The organism is Reichenbachiella sp. (assembly GCF_033344935.1).
Taxonomy (GTDB): domain Bacteria; phylum Bacteroidota; class Bacteroidia; order Cytophagales; family Cyclobacteriaceae; genus Reichenbachiella.
Genome location: NZ_JAWPMM010000001.1, coordinates 2,806,013 through 2,829,663, shown reverse-complemented (window position 1 = coordinate 2,829,663; position 23,651 = coordinate 2,806,013). Strand labels below are relative to the sequence as shown.

Genomic DNA, 23,651 nt, shown 5'->3' with positions numbered 1-23,651 from the left:
ATATGAAATACTTTTTCATCTACATATTAATCTTTCTTCCAGGATTTGGTTTTGCCCAAACCACACTGCTTGGCTCATCTACTACATTGAATGTTGAAGGTAATTCGACTTTTTACATCGGAGGTAGCGCTACATTGAATGGTACAGTTACGAATGAAGGAAATGCCATCATTCAAGAAGATGCTCAGATCGTTGGTCCAGTAGATAATAGTGGAAATTTTGTTGTGAGAGGTGATGCTGCCTTTGGTGCAGCCTCAGTTGTAAATAGTGCTACAGAATCAACACTCGGAGTAAGAGGTAATGCTTCATTGGCCGGAACGATTACGAATGATGGTGATTTTTTTATAACAGGAGGAGAGACTTCGGTGCTCAACGGAACAATTGATAATAACAGCAGCTTTAACCTGGAATCCAATCTTCAAATTAATGGATTATTGGATAATACTGGAGGAGTTTTAGGCGTGCTGGGTGATGTGACACTCGACGGCACGCTGCTCAATCCTGATGGATCCGAAACCGTAATTGATGGAAATTTTAATTCATCGGTTATTCTAACTAACGGTGGCAAGTTCGCCATTACGGGCACAGCTATTTTGGAAAATGATTTCAACACTACCAATGAATCCTTGTTTGGAGGAGAAACCACATTTGAGGGTATTATTATCAATGATCAAACGATGGCCTTTGCCTCTGATGCCACTTTCAATGGAACTTTAACTAACAATGGAACCATTGCTTCAGTAGAAAGTGGGGAATTAAATTTTGTTAACAACAAGCACTTGGGTGACTTAAGTTTTCTCGACGTAGAAGATAGAAATGTTATTGATGAAGTGACTCTGGTGAGTAGTGCAGATTCTATATTCATTAATGAACTGAGTTTAAATACGGTAGGCAAAATAACATTGCCTCCAAATTTCATTTTGGTGCAATCTGGATTAAATATTGAGAAAGGAATATTGAACGCAACCAATCAGGAGACCTTTCTTGTTCAAGGAAAAATCAGTGTTAAACCATCTAATGAAGTGTCAACTCCATCTTACGTGGAAGGCAAAATGCTCGCAGTTACTAGTGATACGGAAGCTACTGTGTTTCCAATGGGGATTAATGGTAGTCCTAATTACGTAGCGGTCAATAGTAGCACACCTGGTGTAACACTGAAGGTAGAGTGTAGACAGCCCAACCCAGATAGTTTACAAACAGATGAGCATACGATGGGCCTAGCTCCTCAAGTAGAATGGTCTATTCAGTCTTTGACAGATAGTGCGGAGTTAACAGTTTCAGTTAGTTATTCAGGAGTTGACTTTACTAATTCTCCCAATTTCATCAATGCCCGAGAATACGATGCTACCTTACAAAAATTTGCAAAAGGAGATTCTGTGTTTAGTGCACTTCGAACAGTGGCTTCAACCAATAACAATATCGGAACCGCTGTTCCAGAAGAAGGTACTATTCAAACCGCTAATAAGATTTGGATTACTTCTTCGCCCACAAGGTTTGCACTTGGTTTGTCTCCTGTGCTCACCGAACCCGAAGTGTATCTTCCTAATGTATTTTCACCTGGTGCCTTTCTCAGTGACAATACCATATTTAGACCTTTTGTAGGTGGAGTAGTAGTCAGCTCCATTTCTTTTCTGATTTTTGATTCATTCAACCGAGAAGTGTATACGGCAACGCTTACTGGCGAAGACCTTAATCTAGATGATTTGGGTTGGGATGGAAATCTGAAAAGTGGTCAACAAGCTCCTGAAGGTGTATACTATTATAATGTAAGTATCACTTATGATATCAGTGAGGATGTGAGTGATAAGTATTTTGTTAACGGTGAAAGAGAACAGACACAGCATTTTAGTAAACTTGGATCTGTGTTATTAGTCAAATGACAATGAAGAAAGCGCTACTTCTCATATCCTTTATTTATTCCTTTGCTGCCTTCGGTCAGGAAGGTCAGTTTTCTCAATATTTTGCGAGCGGGGCACTTATGAACCCTGCGTTTCCCGGTACAATCACTACGATCAATTTTAATTCTAATTATAAGCGAGCTGGCAATCCAGATACGGAAAGTTATGTCGAGCTTATGCAAGGGTCTTTCAGTTACCCACTGAGAAGAGTTACCACGAGGGAAGAGTACTTTGGTAGCGTTGGTGTTACCTTCTTCAGGGAGAGTAGAGGTTATCAAGGAGCTTATAGAAATCAAAAAGTTATTGGCAACTTTTCGTATGTGGTGAATTTATCTGAATTGAGAAATCAGCTATTGGTATTTGGGGTACAAGCCGGATATGCCCAACAAAACATTTCTGGTGATGGTTATCGATGGGGCTCACAGTTCAATCAGTATTTGGATGGTGGCTATGATGGTAGCCTGGCAGGTGAGGGCATCGTATTTGACCCAGTGTGGTATCCTGTAATCAATTTTGGTGCGCTATACACCACTTATGATAATGACGATTACAAAATCAGGGACTATGCGTTTTCTGCGGGTATCAGTGCTGATAATTTGAACCGACCAAAGATTGGTTCCATTGAAGATTTTGATGCCAGAAAGGCCATGCTTTACAAAGCTTTTGCGGTATTTCAGTTTCCCCTGGGAGCGAGGTTCTACGGGCACCCATCAGCCTATGTGCTCAATTCGAATGGTAGCACCCAGATGAATCTAGGTATGTATATTTCTACATTTGTTAGCTCATCGAAATCTAATCTGGGTGTAGAACTGCAGACAGGGGGATGGTACCGTGTAAACGATTCTTTTATCGTTTTAATAGGCCTAAAGGTTGAACAGATCAAAGTTGGCTTTAGTGTGGATATGAATGCCACGAATCAGGGACTTAATGAACAAATAAATGGCAACGTATCTGCCTACGAGATATCTTTAGGGTATAGTTTTGAATTACATAAATCGTATAGGAGACTGTCCAATCCCATGTTCTAAATGAAAATTATACATTCAGTAGCGCTCTTTCTTATATTCTCAATGAATGCATTGGCCCAATCTGTGCCAAAATACATTGAGCTGGGTGATGAGCAGTTTGATAAAAACAGATTTTTAGAAGCCATTCCTTATTACGATAAAGCATATGCTATAAGTAAAAAGAATTACTACGCTGGATATCAATTGGCCGTTTGCTACGAACAAACGCTACAGTACGAAAAGGCGATGAAAGGCTTTAAGAAGTTAAGCGAGCAAACTGGCCATGATTACCAAACGAAATCTATTTATAAGTATGCGACGCTCAACAAACTAGAGAGTAAGTTTGATCTGGCAGATTCTATTTATCAGGAGCTGGCCAAAATTACAGACATAGATCCTGAATTGTTGGAGTTAGCCAATAGGCAAAGAGAGGGATGTTTGATCGCGAAAAGAGAACAACAACAGGACAGGCATTATCAAGTCGAGTATATCAAAAAGTTGAATAGTAATTTTCATGACTATGGCGCTACCGAAAATCCGGCAGATGGACATTTGGTTTTCGCTACATCAAGAAACCTTTCAGGTGAACAATATCAGGGGAGTCAGTACAGTGGACTTTTGCCTGACATGATGATGTATGAAGTTCGTGAAAATGGCAGCTACCATAACATCAGTAACAAGCACAGGTTTGACAAATTGAATACCAAATGGTCTGAAGGATCAGGCACATTTAATGCTTCTGGAGACAAGTTCTATTACACTTCTTGTGAAAATGAAAAGAATGCTGGTTGCAAGATCAAATTCAGCGCCTTGGTTGATGAAAAATGGTCTGATCCCGTTGAACTCAATGAATTCATCAACGAACCAAACTCAGAAAATAAACATCCTTCATTGTCTATAACTGGGGATACGCTTTTCTTTTCTTCAGACCGGCCTGGTGGTCAAGGGGGTAGTGATATTTGGATGAGCCTGCGAGGCGATGACGGAGAGTCGTGGTTACCTGCGATCAATATGGGTAAGGTGATCAACACTCGTGAGAATGAAATTACACCATACTATTCTTCTGCTCATGAAAGTTTGCTCTTTAGTAGTAACGGACATGTAGGCTATGGGGGGTATGATATTTTTGGCGCCAAGGGGCATTCGTTTTTTAGTCCTGACTTGTTCAATATTGGGTTTCCTTTCAATTCTACCTGGGACGATACTTATTTCTTTATTGGTGATTCAACAGGGTATCTATCTTCCAATAGAGAAACCAAAGAGGTGTTGGATTTGTATAAGTTTTCTGTACCCAATGAGAGGTTATTCCTATCGCTGTTATTTGCTGGAGAGTTGATGGTGGATGCTCAAATAGTATCGAGGTATAGGGATGTTGGCGCCATTGACCTGGTCACCTTTAGAGCGGAAGATTATGAAGGATATGCTTTGTTTCAACCGGTGATAACCAAGAAAAAAGATTTAAGAAAACTGTTCAATTCTAGCGCGGTGGAAGGAGGATCTGTGGCCTCGAACTTAGAATCTGCGAGATCCAATCGTGCGGAGAGAACTAAAAGTAGAAATACTGTAGTGGCTCAAGCGAAACCAGCCAAAATATATGAATCAGTCGACAATGTAGAGCATTTGTATTTTGATTATGGAGATTATACGCTGCGATTGCAGTCGAAGCAAGCACTCAATGATTTCTATGCAGCGGTCAAAGATGAACCATATAAGAAAATCAATCTATTGTCGTATTCTGATCACCATGGTTCTGAAAAAGGTAATGTGGCACTTTGCCAGAAAAGAGGAAATGCAGCCAAAGCTTATTTAATTGATTTGGGTGTACCAGAAGAAAAAATACAAGTAATGGCTAGAGGGGAAATGCGGTCTGAAAAAGAAAAAGACCATTGGTTTAGGCGGGTACTTGATAGAAGGGTAGAGGTGCACGTAGAGAGCCATGAACCACTTTCGCTACCAGCGGCTAGGAATGTAGTCTTGAGGAAACCTTTGACGCTGGATAATATTGCTGAAAAAATGAATCTTGATCCGAAGGATGTTCACCGTTGGAATGGAACTACCAAAAAGGTCATTACGCCAGGACATTCGGTTAGGCTGTATATTCCTAATTCAACTATAGTTGATCCAAAATTCTTTATAACAGAAGAAAATATTTGGGAGGTTTTTGATTAATTAAAGAACAATCAGCCTTTCGTTACCAATATATAGGCACCCCAGTTGTAGGGATTTTCATCTTCCTGTCTGTATAAGGCCCGAGCATTAAAAAACGCCTGTTGAGGGTCTTCGGTGTCGCGTAATTGCTCGTATAGCAAATTCATAAAACGTCTGGCCGCTTGGTCATTGATCTTCACTAAACTGATTAACACATTATCTGCACCAGCTACGAGAAAGGCTCGTTGCAAGCCAAAAACTCCTTCGCCATTTTTTACCGTTCCCAGACCCGTTTCACAAGCGGCTAGCACTACCAGGCTAGTTTGATCCAACTGTAAATTCATGGCCTCATAAGCCGTAAGAATACCATCGCTGGAGCTGCCTTCTTGTTTACTCAAAAATATACCCGAACTGTGCAGCGGGTCTACGTTGTCTGGATCATCTTTAAAAAAGCCATGCGTAGCAATATGAATAACACCAGGGTTTTGAAAGGTCTTGATTTGATCTTCGGTGGCTTCTGCAAAATAGAATGACTCAGTGTTCCATTTTCTTACATCAAGTATTCTAGTGATATCTTTGGCTTCTTCTTCAGCACCAGCCAATTGCTTCAATTGCATATACTCGGTTTGTACATTGGAGAAGTCAGGATTTCCCACAATTTTAGCTTCTCTAATCAGCTGCTTATCCTCGGCGTAAATTAGGTCTTTACCACTCGTGATGTTTGTGATGTCAATTTCATCTGCAACATATTTCTGTCTTTCAATATCAAATAGAATAGCAGGATTTAGTTTATGATAGATCCCATCAGGAGAGAAGTACACACGGTTTATATCATTTAGATGCGCTTGAATAGGAGCCCAAAAGATCTTGTGAGTGAGTTTGTCTTTTATGCCAAATTTAATAGCGTTGTTATAGAGTTTGAGACCCTTTTCAAAATCTATATCTCTATCCCAGGTCACCGCTTCAATGACACTATCTTGTTTGATTATGAACGCAACATAATGAGCCTGATCTTCAAATCCCTGATCTAGTTCCTGATCAACAATTTTCGCGTGATAATTTCGAAACTGAATCATATCAATCATGGCGGTGCTATCACCTAAAACATTGCTGATTTCTTCCCAAGTATGATAAGCACTTCGTTCTTCTTCAAGGAAAACATGAAAGGTTTGCGCGAGTTCCTTTTCTAAATCGATACAATAGGTTTCCATTTCCTGAATATCCAAACCTTGGCGTTCCCTTTCGTCCTGAGTTAAAAGATAAGCTTGGGCCAAAAGGTATTTTTCCTCACGCCAGGTATTGTAAGTATTGATGATCTTTTCGTCACCACTGCCTAAAATGACCCTTCTCATCTTTTCCGATGCATAAAAGAGCATTCCTTTTGTATTGATAAAATGATTAACGGCATGCACCGCATAAGGTGTATGGACGAAACTAGGTTGAAAAGCTAAGGCGCAATAGCGCTCAATGTTACTTCTGGTTTCATTAAAATAGAGCTTCCGCTGTTTGTCAGTAAGCACAGGAAAGATATCATGCATATGGTGAATTTCTGCATCGAGTGCATGATCAAAAGCATCCATGGCCGCTACCGTATCCTTTTCGATTAGATGATAGATAGCCAGGTCATTCACCGTTTTGATATATAAAGGGTGATAACCACCCAATGAATTGAAGCGTATTTCTTTGGCTTGGTTGAGTAATCGTTTGGCCATACCCATACTTCCAAATTGCATGTAGAGTAAACCCACATTACTGAGCGATGTAGCATAAGTAGGGTGCTTGGTGCCATAGATGGCACGATCCATATCCAATACTTTTGAATACGTGTCAAGTGCTCGTTTAAGCTCTCCTCGGAGCTTATATATACCCGCCAGGTTACTCAAACTGGTGGCATAATCAGGATTGATGCTTCCGTATATTTCCTGGAACGCTTTAGCACTTTCGTTGAAGTATTTTTCAGCTTCCTCCAGGTTGCCTTCTTTCATGTAAATCGTCCCTAAATTGTTGAGTAACTTCGGCTTCACTGTTCTGATATTCTGATTTTCATCCAGGCCTCTGGCAATGTACTTTTCAGCGGACGCCAGGTCGTTGAGGCGATAATACAAGATGCTCAGGTTGTTGTAAGTCTCCAGTTTAAGCAGGGGAGCGTCACTATACAAGCTGTCTTTGCGTTGAAGGTTCTCCAAGAGGTAAGTTTCCGAATCAGAGAAATCTCCCAATTCAATCATCAGAGCGGACAATCGATCAATGGCCTTGAGCAAGAGCCTCTCTTGATTTCCTTCAGCGGCCTCGATAGCTTCAATCAAAATGAGCTCACTTTTGGCCATGTCTCCAGAATTTATGTAGGTAGTTCCTAATTCAATTTGCAAGGCAATTTGAGTAGAATCAGCAGCTAGATTAATCTTACTTATGGCTGTTTCTAAGGCCTCTATACTTTTTTGAAAGTCTCCCTTTTCTCGGTAATAAACGCCCTTATTGAATAGGAACCCAACTTGTTTTTCCTTGTCGTTGGCAAAGTGTCTGTTGATTACACTTTCGGCTTTGTTGAGATAGCTCTCAGCCTCAACAAAATTGGCTGATTCACGGTAGAAGGTTGTTAGATTGTAATACAGCCCCAACAGGTCAGGGTGAGTTTCAGGCTTTGTCTTCAGTTCTTCATTGAGTCCACGTTTTAGCGCATCGAGTCCTTTTTTCTTCTCGTTGATCTCCCAAAGAGACAGCCCAATATTATTGTATAGCGCAGCAATCCCCAATTCTGTGACACATCTTCCTGAGTCCAAATCTTCAAGCAATGCACTGGCATAAAATCTGGCTTTTTCGGGAGACTCATACTTGTAGAGATAAACACTGTCTAGTTTTTGCAAACAGGTTTGTGCGAAACCATTGAAAGTAAATACAACGATTAGTATACCCGTTAATGCATTGACAATGTGTCGCTTATGTGTTTTCACTGAATGTATGTTTTTAATCTTTCAATCAAATGGTTTAATGGAATATCACCATTTGCTAAATATAGTGAATCAAAATTTTGGATGGGTGGATTATCTTGCGGATTCGCTATTCAAAGGTAAGTTTTAAATCATTTGGTTCAAACAATTAGTCTGATCTATCTTGCCAGCCAATCACAAAATGGACAAGTACAAGTATTATGTTTGATGGTTCAAATTATCCCAAATCACTAGAAGAAGAACAATTTGAGAATTGGTTGGAGAGGGGAAGGGAAAGCAAGATTGGGTATGCCTTCTTACTCATTGTTTGGGATGCTTTGGATGAAAAGTATCTGCCTGTGTACATCGAAGATCGTCAATCCATAGCCTCTTATGAATTATATCCTTATGCAACAGGTCAAGAAGCTTTGGTAGCGGTTTATGACTTGTATTCCGAGGCAAGAATTTCTCTTCCGGTGCTGTAGCTTGTTTCCTGTCAAATTTATCCTATAGTTCCCTGCATAGTAGTTATTGTGCCCGACCCAATTCTGGATTGGATATCACAATTGAACTCTACCTGATTGGCTCTGTATTCCATGCTATCTAGGCCTTTTCCTTTTGTTATTTCATCGCAGTCAAAACCTTTGCCATTATCCTCAATAGTAAGTTGTAGTTTTGATTTGGAATAAGCCAAAACCACCTCAATTCTGGAACATTCGGCATATTTCACGCTGTTGTTGATACACTCTTTAGCGACTAAGAAAATGTTACGTTTGATTTTCTTAGGAATGGGCTTTTCTGAGGTGGCGTTTACAGTACCTACAAACTCGATGTCATGGGCCATGCAGATAGGTGAGGCGAACTTCTTGATTCTCTCCATGATTTCATATACAGAATCTTGTTCATCCTCCAAGACCCATATCATATCGCGCAGACCAACAGTGGCCTCGGAAATAGATTCTTCTATTTGTTCGATATGGCTTTTGTTGTTCTTATCACTTTGAGCCAAGTGGGCAAATATTTTTAATGAGTTCAATGTGCTGCCTATATCATCATGAAGGTCATTGGCAATCTCTTTTCGGATGGTTTGCTGTTTTTTAATCTGGACCATACGGTAACGTTGTACCCAATACACCAAGCCAGCTACCAACAGCAATAGCAATACCTTAAACCAGGTGGTCTGATACCACTTAGGCAGGAAATCTAGCGTCATTTTAAGGGGCTCACTGTCTGTTCCTTCAGAATTGGTCGCTATCACTTCAAAGTGATATTTTCCAGGGTTTACACCGATCAAGTCAACAAAATTTTGATTACCAAGCTCCACCCATTCCTCACTCAGCTCGTCAATTTTATAGCGATACTTCATGCGATCTGGGTTTTTATAATCTGGCGATACAAACTTAAGGGTGGTTTTAAAGGCATCGTTGGGTATCGTAAACGAAGACATTTCCAAATGGGTACTGTCAATCTTACCATCGGGTGTATTGATGGTGATACCCGTAGGATAGAGGATTGGAGCTACACTTGAATCGGGAAGGAGGTCAGTATTTACGATCGTAAACCCTCCTGGGCCACCTACATAGATCTTGTTGTCTTTTTGATAGCCACAGAGTTGTTCAAATCCATTGCCATGCAAACCATCGCCTTCATAATAAGTTTTAATTTTTTTTGATTTTAAATCCAGGATTGATAATCCATTGTTTGTGGTCATCAATAGTTTTTTATTTTCGATGTTAAAGATGCGATAAACGCAATTATTGCTTAGGCCATCTTTGGTAGTATGAATTCTCTTGATGTTAAACTCTCTGTCAGTTTCGATTAGCCCATCGCCATAACTTCCTATAAAGTAACTGCTCCCTACTTCAGTTATATCCATAAAGTTGGTGAGCGTTTCGTTATTCTTGGAGTTGTGTATAACATAGGTTCGATTGGTTTGGTTTAAGGGGTTAAATTGCACAATAGAATTGTCTGTTAGGATAAGTACATTTTTATCTCGGTTCTTGAATAAATTATTTATTTTTCGCAATCCATTTACCTCAGATCCAATGGAATCCTGATGATATGTCGTAAAGCTATTGCATCTAGTATTCCATACGGTTAGTCCCTTTTGAAGTACGCTGGATAGTATAAGTATAGAATCATTGTAGTTTATTGCTGAGTTAAAAAAATCATCTTTTAGACCGTGGTTGTACGGATGTTCTTCTATCAAATACTTGTTTGGAGTTGCATTAGCTCTTTTTAGCCTTGAAATTTGATTTGAATTGGAAATTACAATATCTTCTGAGTTGTCTCTGAAAAGAAGAAGATTTGTATTTGTTGTATCCAAAACATCTATGTTTTGAGTAATAAGATCAACAGAGAAAAGGCTGTTGTTACTACCAACCAACACTTCTCGTTTTGATGTGGGTAGAAGTGAATATAGAGTACTTAATTTTAAGTTTTTTATGTACAACAGGGGGTAAGGCGAGAATGTTTTGTCCGTTAAAGCAAAGGAGCTTAATCCAGATTGAGTTCCAACCCAAATTAGATTGTCTAAAGGATTTGAAGAAATTTCAAATATACCGGAGATAGAATTGCCTTTAACTTTCTCATCAATCAACTGGGTGACTTTTTTTGTAATTAGATGATAAATGAATATTGCTTGAGATGTAGAAATGAGCAATTGGTTATTGGATATAGGTTCTATCGCACGTACCTCAATGTCACTTAAAACATCGGGGCTATCTATAATTTTGATTGTAGAGCTAGATGATTCACCAATATTGAGGTGTATTAATCCAATGGTTGAAGCAACGAATATGTTGTTTTTCACTATGATAGCATCACGAAATAGGACATTTTGCTTTTCTTTTAATTTTTGAATATTGATTGGAATTATCGTTTCTCTTGAATCGTTAATCAACTGAATTCCATTACCCTCATTAAATAGCCAAACTCTATTATAATCATCATGTAATATTTTAGAAATATTGTACTTAGTTGTTTCTAGTTGTTTTTCAATTTTTTCAATTCTTAGAAATGAGTCTGTAGGGATATGATAAGCAGAAAGTGCATCGAGTCCACCAATCCACAAAACATCTCCCTGAACATCAATACACCTTACCCACTGTTCTGCGAATGATTTTTGCTTATGATCCAATATTATTGACTTGGAAATAGTTCGACTTGTTATGTCAATGGCACTGATGCTGGCATAAGCCGTCTGAACCCAGATTAATGACCTGACGGTATCCATAACCAGATCTTGAACCAGACTTCCCTGAATATTGTGTTTTGATTGGGACTGATTAGAAAAGGTCCGAAACTCTTTTCCATCGAATAGATTAAGTCCTTCTTGTGTTCCGACCCATATATGATCATATCTATCTGTTACAATTTTGGTGATATGATTACTTGCAAGGCCATGGTTTAGATTAAATTCGTTAAGTTTAACAAACTTCACATTTTGGCTATAAGCAGTATTGAGAATGCACGCTATAAGCACAAACGAGTAGCAATATTTGATTAGAAGATTCAACAGGCTTAAAATAAACAAATAGCACATGTCAATTAAAAAGGAATGGACAATTTTCTTTTTGGTTAAGTCAATTCCTTCTAAGGACCTTAGAAGGTTATTCAATTTACTTAGACCCATTGAATCCATAGACTTTGCCCCATACATCAACGTACTCTTTGCTATAAATTTTGACAGAACTTATCTGGACGCTCTATTGGAATTTGACGAAAGTGATTTGGACTTACCAGCAAAAAATAAAAATACCACGGCATTTTTTAAATTGGAGATGGATCAATCGTTGAGGAAAAATAGACTTAAAGTGGTTGCAGAAAATAACAAATTTGATATTTCTCACCCTGATCACGTCAAGTCTTACTTTAAAAAGGAAGTATTAAATAAAAACTATGCAAAAAAATATCTGTTGTTTACGTGGGATCACGGTGATGGATTTGGAATTTTTGAAAGTATAGGCAAAGTTCCAGGTTATGATGGAGATCAGAGCACAAAACAGATCCTTAGCATGAAGGAGTTAAGACAAGCTATTGAAGGGGCTTTAGGAGGTGTGAAAGTCGATTTATTGGTTATGATGAATTGTTACATGCAAAATATTGATACAGCCTATTCATTAAGAAATTGTGTTGAATATTTAGTGGCACCACAGACAGAACTTGGTTTTGATGAATACCGCTATGGTGAATTTTTTTCGGTTCTTGCTAATCATCCTGAGATGGATGCCAAACTCTTGAGCAGGATAATTATAGAAAAATTTCATAGAACCAAGGATGAGATTGATGATGATGTTTCAATTTCGGTGTGTCACCTTTCCATGGTCGAGTCTATTTCTGGCCTACTAGAGTTACTTGCAGATGAACTTGAAAAAAGAATAGAACTTGAGGGGACTGATTTATTGAATACCATTTTCGAAGAAGCTCAATCAGTCCATGAATCGAAAGGATTTATTGACTTCTTCTCTTTACTAAATCAAATTTACCAATTCGGAAATGAAAATGAAAGATCAATATTAGATGAACTAATACCAAAATTTTATGGAATGATAATAGATTCATTTGTGAAATTGGATGATGCCGTTCATTGCAAGTATAAATCTCACTATGGTATGAGTACTTACACACCATTTTCTGTTAAGTTGACTTGGGATCCACTCTTCTTCTTTAAAAAGAAGAGAATGGATCGTTTTATGAATTCAACTGAATTTGCTTTAGAGAATCGCTGGGGACAATTAATGAATAAAATAGAGCAATCTCCCAACTAATTTTATACAATCAACCTCCGCTATACGGAATTTTTGGATCTAAAAGTAACTTCAATAGAAGTTCCGAACTTCCCTCGTTTTTACTTGGGTCTTTTTTTCTTAACTCAAGTAGCCCGTTATCATGTCCTTTATTTCCAATGAGGTTTGAATCAAACTCTATATCTCTGAAATTATTCTCTATTAATGAATCCAAAGAAGCATTTCCTGTTTCTGGTGCTGCATCCATAAAGTCAATGGTAAGGTTTATTGTGAGATTGAGTTTTTTTGGATCATCGTGTCTGGTTATTTTGACATAATTGTTTTGTTCATCTTTGACGAACAACGGATCATTTAGTTTTAAACGTGCATCCAATTCCATAATATATTATTTAAGTTATAAATTAAATAGTTACTAATTCTCTTCTGATGGCTTCCATGGCCATGCCTACGCGGCTTTGTACTTTGAATTTTTGAAATACAGATTCCCGATAGCCGTCTACGGTTCGTACGGCCTTGTTCATTTCGCTCGCGATCTGCTTATAAGTTAAGTCACTGCAGGCATATTGCAAAAAAGCCAATTCCATATCTGAGAGCTCAACAGTAAGTGACTGATCGTTGGTGAGCATTCTACGGTACCTGATATTATCCGTGTCTGCATTGTAGAAACCTTTCTCGTGAATCTCTTTCAGTGCCATTTCCAGTTCTGCTGGATGAATGTCTTTAAGTAAATAGGCACAGCAGCCGGCTTTGAGCATACTGATGATGGTGGCATCATCGTCCTTCATAGAAAGGGCGACCAGTTTCAGATCAGGGTAGGCTTTGGCTAAAGATTGCGCTGTAGCAATACCGCCCATCACAGGCATGTTTACATCTAATAACACTATATCTGGTAGTTTGGGGAGGCGTTGTAGTTTGTCCCAAAGATCTTTGCCATGCATGCCTTCAACGATTACCTCACAATGTTTGAATTGATTGATCAGTGTGCCCAATGATTTGAGAAAAAGCTGCTGGTCGTCTGCTATACCGATATTTATATTCATGGACTTCAACTAGTAATTGGGCTATTTGGTTTTCATTTCAAACACTTAAAGCAAGACTAATTCTTTCTACTCCTTAATGTAAGGGGAAATTTCCCGTATTGCGATTTTTTTGATACAATTTCTTGAAATACGGGAATTTTCCCGTATCCAATACGTGTTTTTTCACCTTGATCAGGCCTCTGGCTATCATCATGTTTGTGTTGAATTATTTTAATACAAATCGATATGAAAGAAAGTCTTAGAATAAAATTGCCAGGTGCCTTATTGAAACTACCTCATGTGGAAATAAAGCCTTTGCGATTAGGCTTTAAACAAGATGTCCACCATTTCCTTCAAAAGGTTATCGTCATTCTACCACCAGAGGTGATTATGACCTTTTTTGGCATTCAGGTAATGACAAGCACCATAGGTACTCCCCCCCTGTGGCTACCCTATGCTAGCATGATCATGGTTCTTTTGTTGCGTATGTTCAGCAATTCCTTTCAATCTGACGAAAGACCATTTAACATTAGTGGATTTATGGTGGTTATTTCAGTAGTGGCTTATGCTATCTGGAACTCAGCCATTGCCGTCTTTTTCTTTTTGTGTACGCTTTTATTGATGACGTTCTAAAATATTCAGTAAAAAAATGTTTAAACCTATAAAATTTTATAACCATGAGACCAATTTGTAACCTATCATTCGGAGGTATTATCCTTTTATCTTTTATTCTGATTCCGTCCTGCGCTCCGCTGCTGAAAGTACATCAAGGGGCCGAAAAAACTAAAGGAATACCATTTTATACTCAAACTGAGGTTTTAAAGAAGCAAACCCAGTATTTGTACAAATGGAATGCAGTCACTTTTGTAAAAGAAGAAGGAGACAAAAAAACTGTTTTGATAAGCCGTGAGGTGCCGATTAATGACGAAGGACTGGACTCGGCCATTGAACTGATGGATAGACTAAATTCCTTAAGTTCGTCTTATAAAATGGCACAACGTCAGTTGGTTTATGAGATTAACAGTATTAGACAAACTCTTCCAGGTAAGAAAAGTACTAGAAGTTCAAAGGAGGATAAAATTAAGCAGTTATTTGAACAATCCGCTCGAAATCAAGTTAATCAAGAAATTGAAATCAACGATTTGGTTGCAAAAATAATAGACACTATACGCTCGATCAACCAAAGGACTAATCACCCTCAAGAAGACACATCGAGTCTACAAGAACTAATCGTTTCCAACTCCATTACTTCCAGTCTTGAGATTGATTATAACACAACTTATTACCTGAATGCTAATATGCCTTATTTTGGTTCGGCATCATTGAGTCAAAAGCTTACCGAAAAAGGTATTTTGACTGAAGCTACAGCTACAGCGGATAATCAAATTGACGAACTCGTGAGTTCGCTAGGGGCCATTGCTACAGGGTTGGCAGCTCCTCTGGCCAGTGTGAAAGTAGCCGAAATAGAGGCTGATAAGGATGAGCTTCAAGATGCAGAAGCATTTGGTGCTCCAGTAACACTACCGGAAACAAAGCCAGTCGTGTACAACTTAATCATTCAAGAAAAAGGGTATTTATATACGTTTACAAAAACATTATGCAGCAGTCCATGTTATAGCCCCAAAGATGGTACAGCCATCCCTTTTGACCCTGTTAATAGTTTTTATTCAAGAGTTAATTGGCCCGCAACTTCTTCTGAACCTAAAAAGGAAGAATCTAAGAATCCAACTATTGGAATATCCGGATCCATCATATTACCGAAAGATGAAAATAAATAACCTTACAAAATCCAAATAACCATGAAAACCATAATTTCAACCTATATCCTGATGTTTGCATTTACTGCTTGTACTTCTCAAGTAGTAAATGATCAAACGCTAGTTCCAGCAGCAAAGGCCAAACGATTGTTTGATATTGCTGAAAACAAAACTGTGATCTCATCCCTAGAGAGTTATTCCACTGGGGATAATTTTGGCTCTAATGTTGAAAATGCCTCAAATTTTATGACGTTCGTTAACAAAGATGCTGAAAGCTATAGGGGAGCGACTCTGAAATCACTCATAACTACTAATCCTGCTGAAGTTGAAGATTTGTCTATAAAATCTTTGCTGGAAGTATATGATACTGTAATGGTGGATAAAGTCATGTATTTTGTGGCCGAGGGTGACTTACTCTTTGATTATGATGAAATGATACAATATGTGTCATCCGTCAATTTTTACAATAAGGACACCCTATTTCAGCAAGAAAAACTGGTAGGAGTAGTCATTGGCGGACAGTTTTCGAAAATCCATAATCCAGAGAACATCAGTTATTCGATTATCAAGCAGACCTTTTCTGAAGCGGAATACAATAATCTTATAGCCTATATGTCAGAGGCCACCGAGGACTGGTCAAGAATATGCAACGTTGCCTTTACGCATCGATCAGACTTGGATGATCAACTGAATGCATCTGACAATCCCCAAGAGTTAACCTTTGTTATCAAGAAGGTAAATTCAGGGACTTTTATAGCCAAGGCTTTCTTTCCATATTATCCCAAATACCGAAGAAAGATACTTATTGATTTTACATTTTTCACTTCTGATTTCAGTAAACCGGGCGTACTCAGACATGAGCTGGGACACGTGTTAGGTTTTCGACATGAACATATACGATCTGGTGCTCCAGCAATCTGTCCGAGTGAAAATATGAATAATACCATTGAATTGTCAGATTATGATCCGAAATCAGTAATGCATTACTTCTGTGGAGGAGTGGGCAGCAAGGACCTGAAAATCACGAAGAAGGATAGCATCGGTGCATCTATATTTTATCCGTTTAATTGACCTTTACAATTTTGTTATGGGGTAAGACTTCTTCTTCTTTCCCATAACAAAATTAGATATACTTTTGCTCATCGTTAGGGATGCTTTTGAATGAGCAATACCTGCCGGTCTATATAGAAGATAGAAATTTTATCAATACTTATGAGGTACACCCCTTTGCGAGTGGTTCTGAGGAATTGATTACTGCATATGATTCTATTCTTAAGTAAAAATTGTTCTACCTAATTAGATTCTCTACTTATGTAATTTTTTGGAAGATGTCTTTTCAGCTCCTTCAAAAATTTGAAATAGTCTACGGTAATGGTATGTCTGGCAGATTTGACCTGTTTGATGTGAGGATGAGTCACTTCTCGTTGGCAAAGGGCTTCTATATTTTTAGGACGTTTCCATTGACCAGCTATAGCCCGAGCGGCTATTTTGCTTTGCAATTCACTTCCTGGCCAAATGCACCCCAGCGGCTGAAACATACCAATGAAGTATAGGTTAGGATACTTATTGTGAATCATTTTCAGGTATAGAGGTACTTCACCTTCGCTATAGTCTATAAAACTCTTATCGAAGAAAGGATGAGCCAACACGAAACCAGTGCAGGCAATTACAGTATCAAATTCTTCCTTTGAGCCATCTTTGAAATGCACGTTTTTACCATCAAAATGATCAATATCTACTTTAGGAAATACTTTACCGTGTCTGAGCTTGTATAAAAGTTCATCGTTTACTGTTGGGTGAGTGGCAGCTACGGCGTGTGTTGGTTTTTGTAGTCCGTAGGATTCGTTAGAACCCGTCAGTAATCTGACAGTCAATCCAGAAAGAAAATACTTCAGTTTCGGCGGTAACCATCTCATCCTGGCAGCTACAACATCTGTTGGCTCGCCAAACAAGAACTTAGGCACTATGCGATAACCTCTTCGCCAACTGATGCTTGTTTTTTTACTTACTCTGCTGGTTTCTACTGCTACATCGCAAGCCGAGTTGCCACCACCTATAACCAGGACTTTTTTTCCTGTAAAAGGGGCTGCTTTTTTGAATTGATGAGAATGTAAATATTCACCAGTAAACTTCCCAGGGTAAGAAGGGTAGCGCGGCTGCCAATGATGACCGTTGGAAACAATAAGGTCTGTAAAAGTCTGTGTCTGTGTTTCTCCGTTTTGTTCTATGGTTACTTCCCATGTATGGTCATCGATCCATTGGCAGTGCTTAACTAAAGTGTTGAACTGTATGGTTTTATAGAGATCAAATTTTTCAGCATAGGCCTGAAAGTAACGCCTTAATTGGTCATGAGAAGGATAGTCCGGTATATTGGGTTCAAATTCATCAAATGTAAAATCTTCATATTGAGAATGTATTTTAGAACTGATGATATGTGTGGTCTCAAATACACTGCTATGACTTTCCTTTTCACTGTAGATCCAATTGCCTCCGACGTCCTCGTTATAGTCGTAAGCCGTGACATTGAGTCCTTCATCCAGTAAATTTTTGATTGCTGTAATGCCGGATGGCCCTGCTCCAATCACGCATACTTTTTTCATATTCATTGTCTTTCAAACTTGAATATAAGTATTTATCGTCAGCGATCGATACGCCACTAATGATTGGGTAGAAATTCGGTACTAAACGGGCGGTTAGTATATGACTATAACTGAATGGCTAATTTTCGTCTAAGGTTTTCTGTACCAGACTGTACGTTTAGTATATAGATTCCTGGTACTAAAACAGTACCTAGGTTGTCCAATGTCTTAAGTTGAGTAGCAGGAGGGAGTATCTCGTGATAAACCACTTTGCCCAGGTGATCAACAATGGTCAGAGATGATTCGTTTTGATTATTGAATCCATCTAATCGAATATGCAAGTTGCCTTTGGTTGGATTAGGATATATCGTAAGTTCAGCTTGTTGCAGTGCTGATGTGCTGATGGCAATCGGATTAAAAACTTCAGATTTGCCATCGAAATCAACTTGTTTCAAACGGTAATAGTTTATGCCTTGGACATAACCGCTATCATCAAATGTATATTCACTCAATTCATTGGTAGTTCCATGACCAGATATGGTGGCTATCTTATTAAAAATCGATCCATCTACCGAATGTTCCAACTCAAAATAATCATTATTTAATTCTGAAGCTGTTGACCAGCCTAATATCACTTGTTCATTAGTAAAGCTCCCGTGGAAAGAAAGTAGGTCTACGGGGAGAGGCGTATTATCTATGTCAGTAGATGTGATTCTCCAGTCTCCATCTAGCTGAGCAGAAGTAACAGCAGTTCTATTTCCTGTAGGAGCCTCGGCTGTACCAGTCGCCGCAGCATGAGTACCTACTGCATTCACTGAAGTGGCACCTGCATTTTTTGCCAGACGAATGTCAGAAATATTGCCACTTGCGCCATAATCTGTCATTGAAACACTGACATCATATGTGCCACCAGTAGCCGTATTAGTCACAATGAATGAAGAATTATCTTTTACTTCAATATCGGTGCCATTATCATCATAATATGGACTCAATTCAGTGACTGATTCGCGATGTGTATGTGTCACATTAATGACTCCTGCACCTGTTTGCGCTACAGTACTATTAAACTCCATGGGACGATAATCCGTATCTGAGCCTATCGGAAATAAACCATAATGACTTCCTGAGTTACTTGTTATCGCAGTAGATGCTGGCCAATACCTTTCAAATGAACCATTGTGGAACCAATTGGTGATAGAACTTGCAGTTCTAAATAGCGCCGAAGTACCGCCAGAGCCTAAGGTGAAAGTGTTTCCATCCAAATCAACAACTCCAGCATTCATCAGAAGAGATTGAGTGACTGTTATATTTCCTGCAGCCGTCAAAGGATTATCCACGGCTGTATTATTGAGTGTTAGATTGTAATAGGTAAAATCAGCAATGGTTTGTGAATCACTACCGTTGTATTCTATGGTGCCCGTACTAGCTGTTAATTCCCCATCATTAGCACTTACAAATTCACCTGCAACTTGTAATAGCCCTGCACCGGAAAAATTAATATAGGCAGAAGTTCTATCTCCAAGAAAGTCGGGGCCTCTATTGACCATGTCTCCACTTATAGTAGCTGTACCAGTGGAAATAGATAATTGAGATACCGGGGTTCCACCATCATCAGGACTAAATACTAATTCTGCGCTGTTCAATGTCCCTGCTGATACATTCATTATATTGGTATCACCATCTAGTGAAGGGATGTTTACTGCATCTGACACGGTTAGTGTAGCGCCATTGTTAATTGTAACTGTATTCGTATTGCCAACTCCCGTTTCATATTCCACAAAAGCACAGTTAGCATCTGCTGCAACAGTAATAGTGTAATTGCCTCCAATCATGGCTATATCTCCTGTTACAGGGTAGGTGGCAGTATTTGTGCCATCGCCGTAATCTACCGTTGACCAGCTTGTTGCTGTATTCCAATTGCCATTTGCTGCCGCATAATAGATAGTATTGGTGACTGTAATGATCCCAGTCGAAGAAAAATAGGTATCATTCTGATTAGTTGCAGCAGAACTGGTACTTCCCCATGTTCCGGGAATTTGTCCACCCCCGTCAAATGCTAATGTCTTAGCTGAATGTGTGAGAATACCAAATAAATCAGCGGTTGCCGAAGCATTAATGTTAAGTGTGGCACTGATATCTGTCGAGTAACCAAATGTGACAGAGTTTGTTCCGCTCAAGCTTAAATTATGAAAGTTAGTGGCTTGAGAGCCAAGAATGAACTGAGCGACAGTTCCGTCAAACTCGATAGTACTCCCTGTATTGGAGAACGTGGCTCCATTATTTATCCAATTACCAGCAATGGTGTGTGTGAATGATTCAGCAACAAAAGTAATTCCTGAAGATAAGGTAAGATTTCCATTGATATCTAAAGCCCCAGCAACTGTTTTGTTGCCACTACCAGAAAGAATCAAATTGTTGTAAGTGAAATTGCTAATTTCCTGATCAACAGTGCCATTGTATTCTATCGTTCCATTGCCATTTGTCGTAAGTGTAACCACATCAGCTTCAAGAAAGGCTCCTCCCAAAATCAACTCACCAGCACCACCTGTAAATTCTATAACAGGGAAGTTTAAGAAAACATCAGATGTTACGTCGCCAGTTACGGTGAACGTACCTGCTCCTATGTTAATACGGTAATCTCCAAATAATTCACCTCCAGTAAAAGAAAAGCTCCCGGCGTTTAATATACCATCACCTACTGTCAGAGTGTTTCCTGCAAGATTGAAAAAACTAGACCCACCCCTTGGCATAGTGATTTCACCTACCACATCCAGAGTGATCCCAGATGCTATGGTGAGCACAGGTTCGCTGGCACTGCCCTCCAGAAAAATAATATCAAGGCATTCTGCTCCTGCATCTACTGTAATTGTATAATCTCCACCACCGATATACACTATGTCACCCGTGGAAGGTATGCTACTTGCTGCAGCTCCATTGTAATCCTCGTTTGACCAAGTAGTGGTTGCACTCCAATTGCCTGTGGTTCTCGTATAATAAAACGTAGGGCCATCAATAGCGGCCTCTATACCTCCCGTAGTCGCTGCAAAATAAACATCATTAAAATTGGTAGCTGAAGAAGAGGATGAACTGCCCCAAATTCCACTGACTTGGCCAATGTTGTCAAAAGATATTGAATTAGTTGTATGATCGAATGTTCCCAAGTCCGCTACGACGCCATTGGCAATATTGAAAATACCTGAAATTGTCGTTGTAATGTCAAACGACTTTGTGCCAGATCCATCAAAATAAAGATCATCAAAGGTCGTGCTGGAGGTGCCACCAATCGCTTGAGCCCCCGTGCCATCAAGTGTTACTTTGCTTCCTGTGAAATCCAATGTATTGGGGTTATTATTAGTGAAATCGCCTGAAATACTAAGATCCCCTTCAACGAACGCATCTCCACTTCCATTAAAACTCAGATTGTTGTAATCGTAGGCACCAACTAATTGATTACTACCATTGTAATTGACGGTTCCTGTACCTGCATTTAGCACACCGCCAGTGAAATCGCCACCAACATTGATGGTACCATTTCCATCGAAAGTAATATCGTTGATAGGTGTACCAAAAAGTACAAACCCATCACCCATCGTAATGTCTCCTGTAACATTAATTGTACCTGTTGACACTGACAATTCAGCTCCTCTATTGAACCCTGCCGCAGCCGCGATTACTATTGATTCACAAGAAAGTGTGCCATCCGCCACATTTAAATGTTTCAAATCACCATTTCCAGTTCCACTTTCAATCGAAACATTGTTTGTCACTGTCAAGCTATTAGATCCTGAAATAGTTACGGTATTATTAGTGCCTCCGCCTGCTATGGTAAATGATAAGCAAACTGCCGCCGTATTGACAGTTACATTAAAACCATTTGGGATCACTACATCATGAGCTGCGGTTGGTACCAAGTTCAATGACCAGTTGGCAGCTGTGTTCCAGTTATTGCTACTGGAGCCATCCCATGTATTAGTTTGAGCTGCCGTTTCTAGGTAGAAGAGTAAGCAAAAGGTTGTACAGAAAACTAGAAATTTTTGTTTCCAGATCAGGGCGCTGGTTGATCGGAGAGATTCAAAAAAATCACACATAAAATTCACTTGAGCAACTAATTAATTTGGAATTACATATTCCAAGAAATTCAAATTTAAAATAAATGATTCTATTTATAACAACAATAAGGCTTGAGTTATCATTTCTTAGTTCTTGATTTGCTGATTAATTATATACCTGTCCCTTTCTTATGAAATTGGCAAAAAAAGACCCGGATGAATGAACAACCGGGCCTCTTTTGTAAAGGTAATGTCTCAAGTCTTCTTATTCGGTAACCAAGTAACCTATAGGTTCGAGAATTACTTCCATGGTAGCTATGTTCAATCCTTCACCCTCAGGGCTAGCTGCTAGCTCATTGATGTCAACGCCTTCAGTTCCTTTTGGCAAATCGTAACTTTCACCTTTGACAGCGGTGCCATAGCCCAAGTCACGCAATGATCCGGCAGTGATTCTACTCAATGGATTCTCTCCTAGATTCAAATAACCTGTCATTAGCTCATTGTCAAGTACCGATTCTCTCCAATGCGACAATCTAGTGCCAGGACCTCCCATATTTTCAATGGGAAGTTCACCAGTACCACCTTCAGCATTCCAGTGTACATTGGCCATATGCCCATTAAAGTATGGGTTGGTATCTGGGCCTTCTCTCAAATCTCTTGGGAAGCCATATTGTGAAACATTCCATAGTGTACCAACACCTAGAACATGGCCCATTTCATGAACAATTACTTCTTCGAATAAGTCTAGCTCATCTAGATAATCCATATCAGCTACATCAAAATACATGACTCCGCTAAGAGATAAAAAATCATCTGTGCGTACATAACGTGGGCCTGCTTGGCCTAAAATATTACCTGGACCGTCTATTGGGGCAATTACTACCTCAATTACGATGTCATCAACAGACTCTATTGGAGGCACTCCTTGAAAAGCTGAAGGAATAGGTCCAGTTACCGAAGGGACATCCTTAATGATGATCCGTTCCCATCGAGCTACTGCAGCTTCGAATACCTCTAATTGCCTATCGGTGAGTGGGACAAGATATCTCAGAGTAATATCAAAACGCCCCCGATTTCCGGCTGTTCTGGCTCCTGAATTTGTATCTTCAATGGTTCCTTTGATTTCTGTCATAGCATCACCTGTAGGCACAAGCTCAAAAGGTGATTCAAGCCTAACGGCAGCAGAATTAGTGTCGCCAAGGTCATCCACACAAGAAGTAAATGATAAAGCAAGACACAAACTACTCAGAGTCAGTGATTGCTTAATAAGTTTAAGGTTAATCATGGGTTTTATCATAATGTATAATGGTTTAATAATGCCACATCAGTGCGGCAAGGTGGAAAAAAATAATACACAATATAATATAATTATGACACATAACGGAATTAGTAGTTGATGCTTCTAGACCTAGTTGATAACTAATATTTTTGATTGTTCTCAGCCGCTATAATGATAATTTCATATAATTTACATGGTAATTAAAGTAGGAGGATTTAATTAAGGTTTAATGTTTAAATA

15 protein-coding genes are annotated in these 23,651 nt (G+C 39.1%); 8 read left to right on the top strand and 7 right to left on the bottom strand.

The window, feature by feature from the left end:
• The first annotated feature begins 2 nt into the window (after positions 1-2).
• The 3 genes from R8N23_RS12310 to R8N23_RS12300 are packed head-to-tail and all read left to right on the top strand — an operon-like array spanning position 3 to position 5,074.
• On the top strand, positions 3-1,880 hold the full coding sequence (locus R8N23_RS12310) for a hypothetical protein (protein ID WP_318171903.1): 1,878 nt from the start codon (positions 3-5) through the stop codon (positions 1,878-1,880).
• Between the two features lie 2 nt (positions 1,881-1,882).
• Positions 1,883-2,926 carry a PorP/SprF family type IX secretion system membrane protein gene (locus R8N23_RS12305; protein WP_318171902.1) on the top strand — a complete coding sequence of 348 codons (1,044 nt, stop codon included), beginning with the start codon at positions 1,883-1,885 and terminating at the stop codon, positions 2,924-2,926.
• Positions 2,927-5,074, top strand: a complete 2,148-nt coding sequence (locus R8N23_RS12300) for an OmpA family protein (RefSeq protein ID WP_318171901.1) — start codon at positions 2,927-2,929, stop codon at positions 5,072-5,074. It abuts the gene before it with no gap.
• A gap of 11 nt (positions 5,075-5,085) precedes the next feature.
• Here the strand turns inward: R8N23_RS12300 and R8N23_RS12295 are convergent, their stop codons facing one another.
• On the bottom strand, positions 5,086-8,004 hold the full coding sequence (locus R8N23_RS12295) for a CHAT domain-containing protein (RefSeq protein WP_318171900.1): 2,919 nt from the start codon (positions 8,002-8,004) through the stop codon (positions 5,086-5,088).
• 197 nt (positions 8,005-8,201) lie between these two features.
• On the opposite strand from R8N23_RS12295, the gene R8N23_RS12290 reads away from it, so the two are divergent.
• Positions 8,202-8,465, top strand: a complete 264-nt coding sequence (locus tag R8N23_RS12290) for a hypothetical protein (RefSeq protein ID WP_318171899.1) — start codon at positions 8,202-8,204, stop codon at positions 8,463-8,465.
• A gap of 17 nt (positions 8,466-8,482) precedes the next feature.
• Here R8N23_RS12290 and R8N23_RS12285 read toward each other — a convergent pair whose 3' ends face one another.
• Positions 8,483-11,422 (bottom strand): triple tyrosine motif-containing protein, encoded by a 2,940-nt coding sequence (locus tag R8N23_RS12285; RefSeq protein ID WP_318171898.1) that lies wholly within the window; start codon positions 11,420-11,422, stop codon positions 8,483-8,485.
• A gap of 268 nt (positions 11,423-11,690) precedes the next feature.
• Between R8N23_RS12285 and R8N23_RS12280 the strand changes: the two genes are divergently transcribed.
• A complete protein-coding gene (locus R8N23_RS12280; protein ID WP_318171897.1) occupies positions 11,691-12,749 on the top strand; it encodes a clostripain-related cysteine peptidase in 1,059 nt (352 codons plus the stop codon).
• Positions 12,750-12,759: 10 nt separating this feature from the next.
• Here R8N23_RS12280 and R8N23_RS12275 read toward each other — a convergent pair whose 3' ends face one another.
• Together R8N23_RS12275 and R8N23_RS12270 are read right to left on the bottom strand one after the other, a co-directional pair.
• Positions 12,760-13,107: a hypothetical protein gene (locus tag R8N23_RS12275; protein WP_318171896.1), complete on the bottom strand. Its 348-nt coding sequence runs from the start codon at positions 13,105-13,107 to the stop codon at positions 12,760-12,762.
• Between the two features lie 22 nt (positions 13,108-13,129).
• A complete protein-coding gene (locus R8N23_RS12270; RefSeq protein ID WP_318171895.1) occupies positions 13,130-13,768 on the bottom strand; it encodes a response regulator transcription factor in 639 nt (212 codons plus the stop codon).
• Positions 13,769-13,993: 225 nt separating this feature from the next.
• Between R8N23_RS12270 and R8N23_RS12265 the strand changes: the two genes are divergently transcribed.
• The 3 genes from R8N23_RS12265 to R8N23_RS12255 are packed head-to-tail and all read left to right on the top strand — an operon-like array spanning position 13,994 to position 16,575.
• Complete coding sequence (locus R8N23_RS12265) at positions 13,994-14,380, top strand: hypothetical protein (protein ID WP_318171894.1); 387 nt, start codon at positions 13,994-13,996, stop codon at positions 14,378-14,380.
• Positions 14,381-14,424: 44 nt separating this feature from the next.
• A complete protein-coding gene (locus R8N23_RS12260; protein ID WP_318171893.1) occupies positions 14,425-15,525 on the top strand; it encodes a hypothetical protein in 1,101 nt (366 codons plus the stop codon).
• 21 nt (positions 15,526-15,546) lie between these two features.
• Positions 15,547-16,575 carry a matrixin family metalloprotease gene (locus R8N23_RS12255; RefSeq protein WP_318171892.1) on the top strand — a complete coding sequence of 343 codons (1,029 nt, stop codon included), beginning with the start codon at positions 15,547-15,549 and terminating at the stop codon, positions 16,573-16,575.
• A gap of 221 nt (positions 16,576-16,796) precedes the next feature.
• Here the strand turns inward: R8N23_RS12255 and R8N23_RS12250 are convergent, their stop codons facing one another.
• From R8N23_RS12250 to R8N23_RS12240, 3 genes are all read right to left on the bottom strand, one after another.
• The gene (locus R8N23_RS12250; RefSeq protein ID WP_318171891.1) at positions 16,797-18,104 is read right to left on the bottom strand and encodes a flavin-containing monooxygenase; all 1,308 of its coding nucleotides are present in this window, start codon (positions 18,102-18,104) and stop codon (positions 16,797-16,799) included.
• Between the two features lie 104 nt (positions 18,105-18,208).
• Complete coding sequence (locus R8N23_RS12245; protein WP_318171890.1) at positions 18,209-22,171, bottom strand: T9SS type A sorting domain-containing protein; 3,963 nt, start codon at positions 22,169-22,171, stop codon at positions 18,209-18,211.
• Between the two features lie 226 nt (positions 22,172-22,397).
• The gene (locus tag R8N23_RS12240) at positions 22,398-23,429 is read right to left on the bottom strand and encodes a leishmanolysin-related zinc metalloendopeptidase (RefSeq protein ID WP_318171889.1); all 1,032 of its coding nucleotides are present in this window, start codon (positions 23,427-23,429) and stop codon (positions 22,398-22,400) included.
• Positions 23,430-23,651 lie beyond the last annotated feature (222 nt).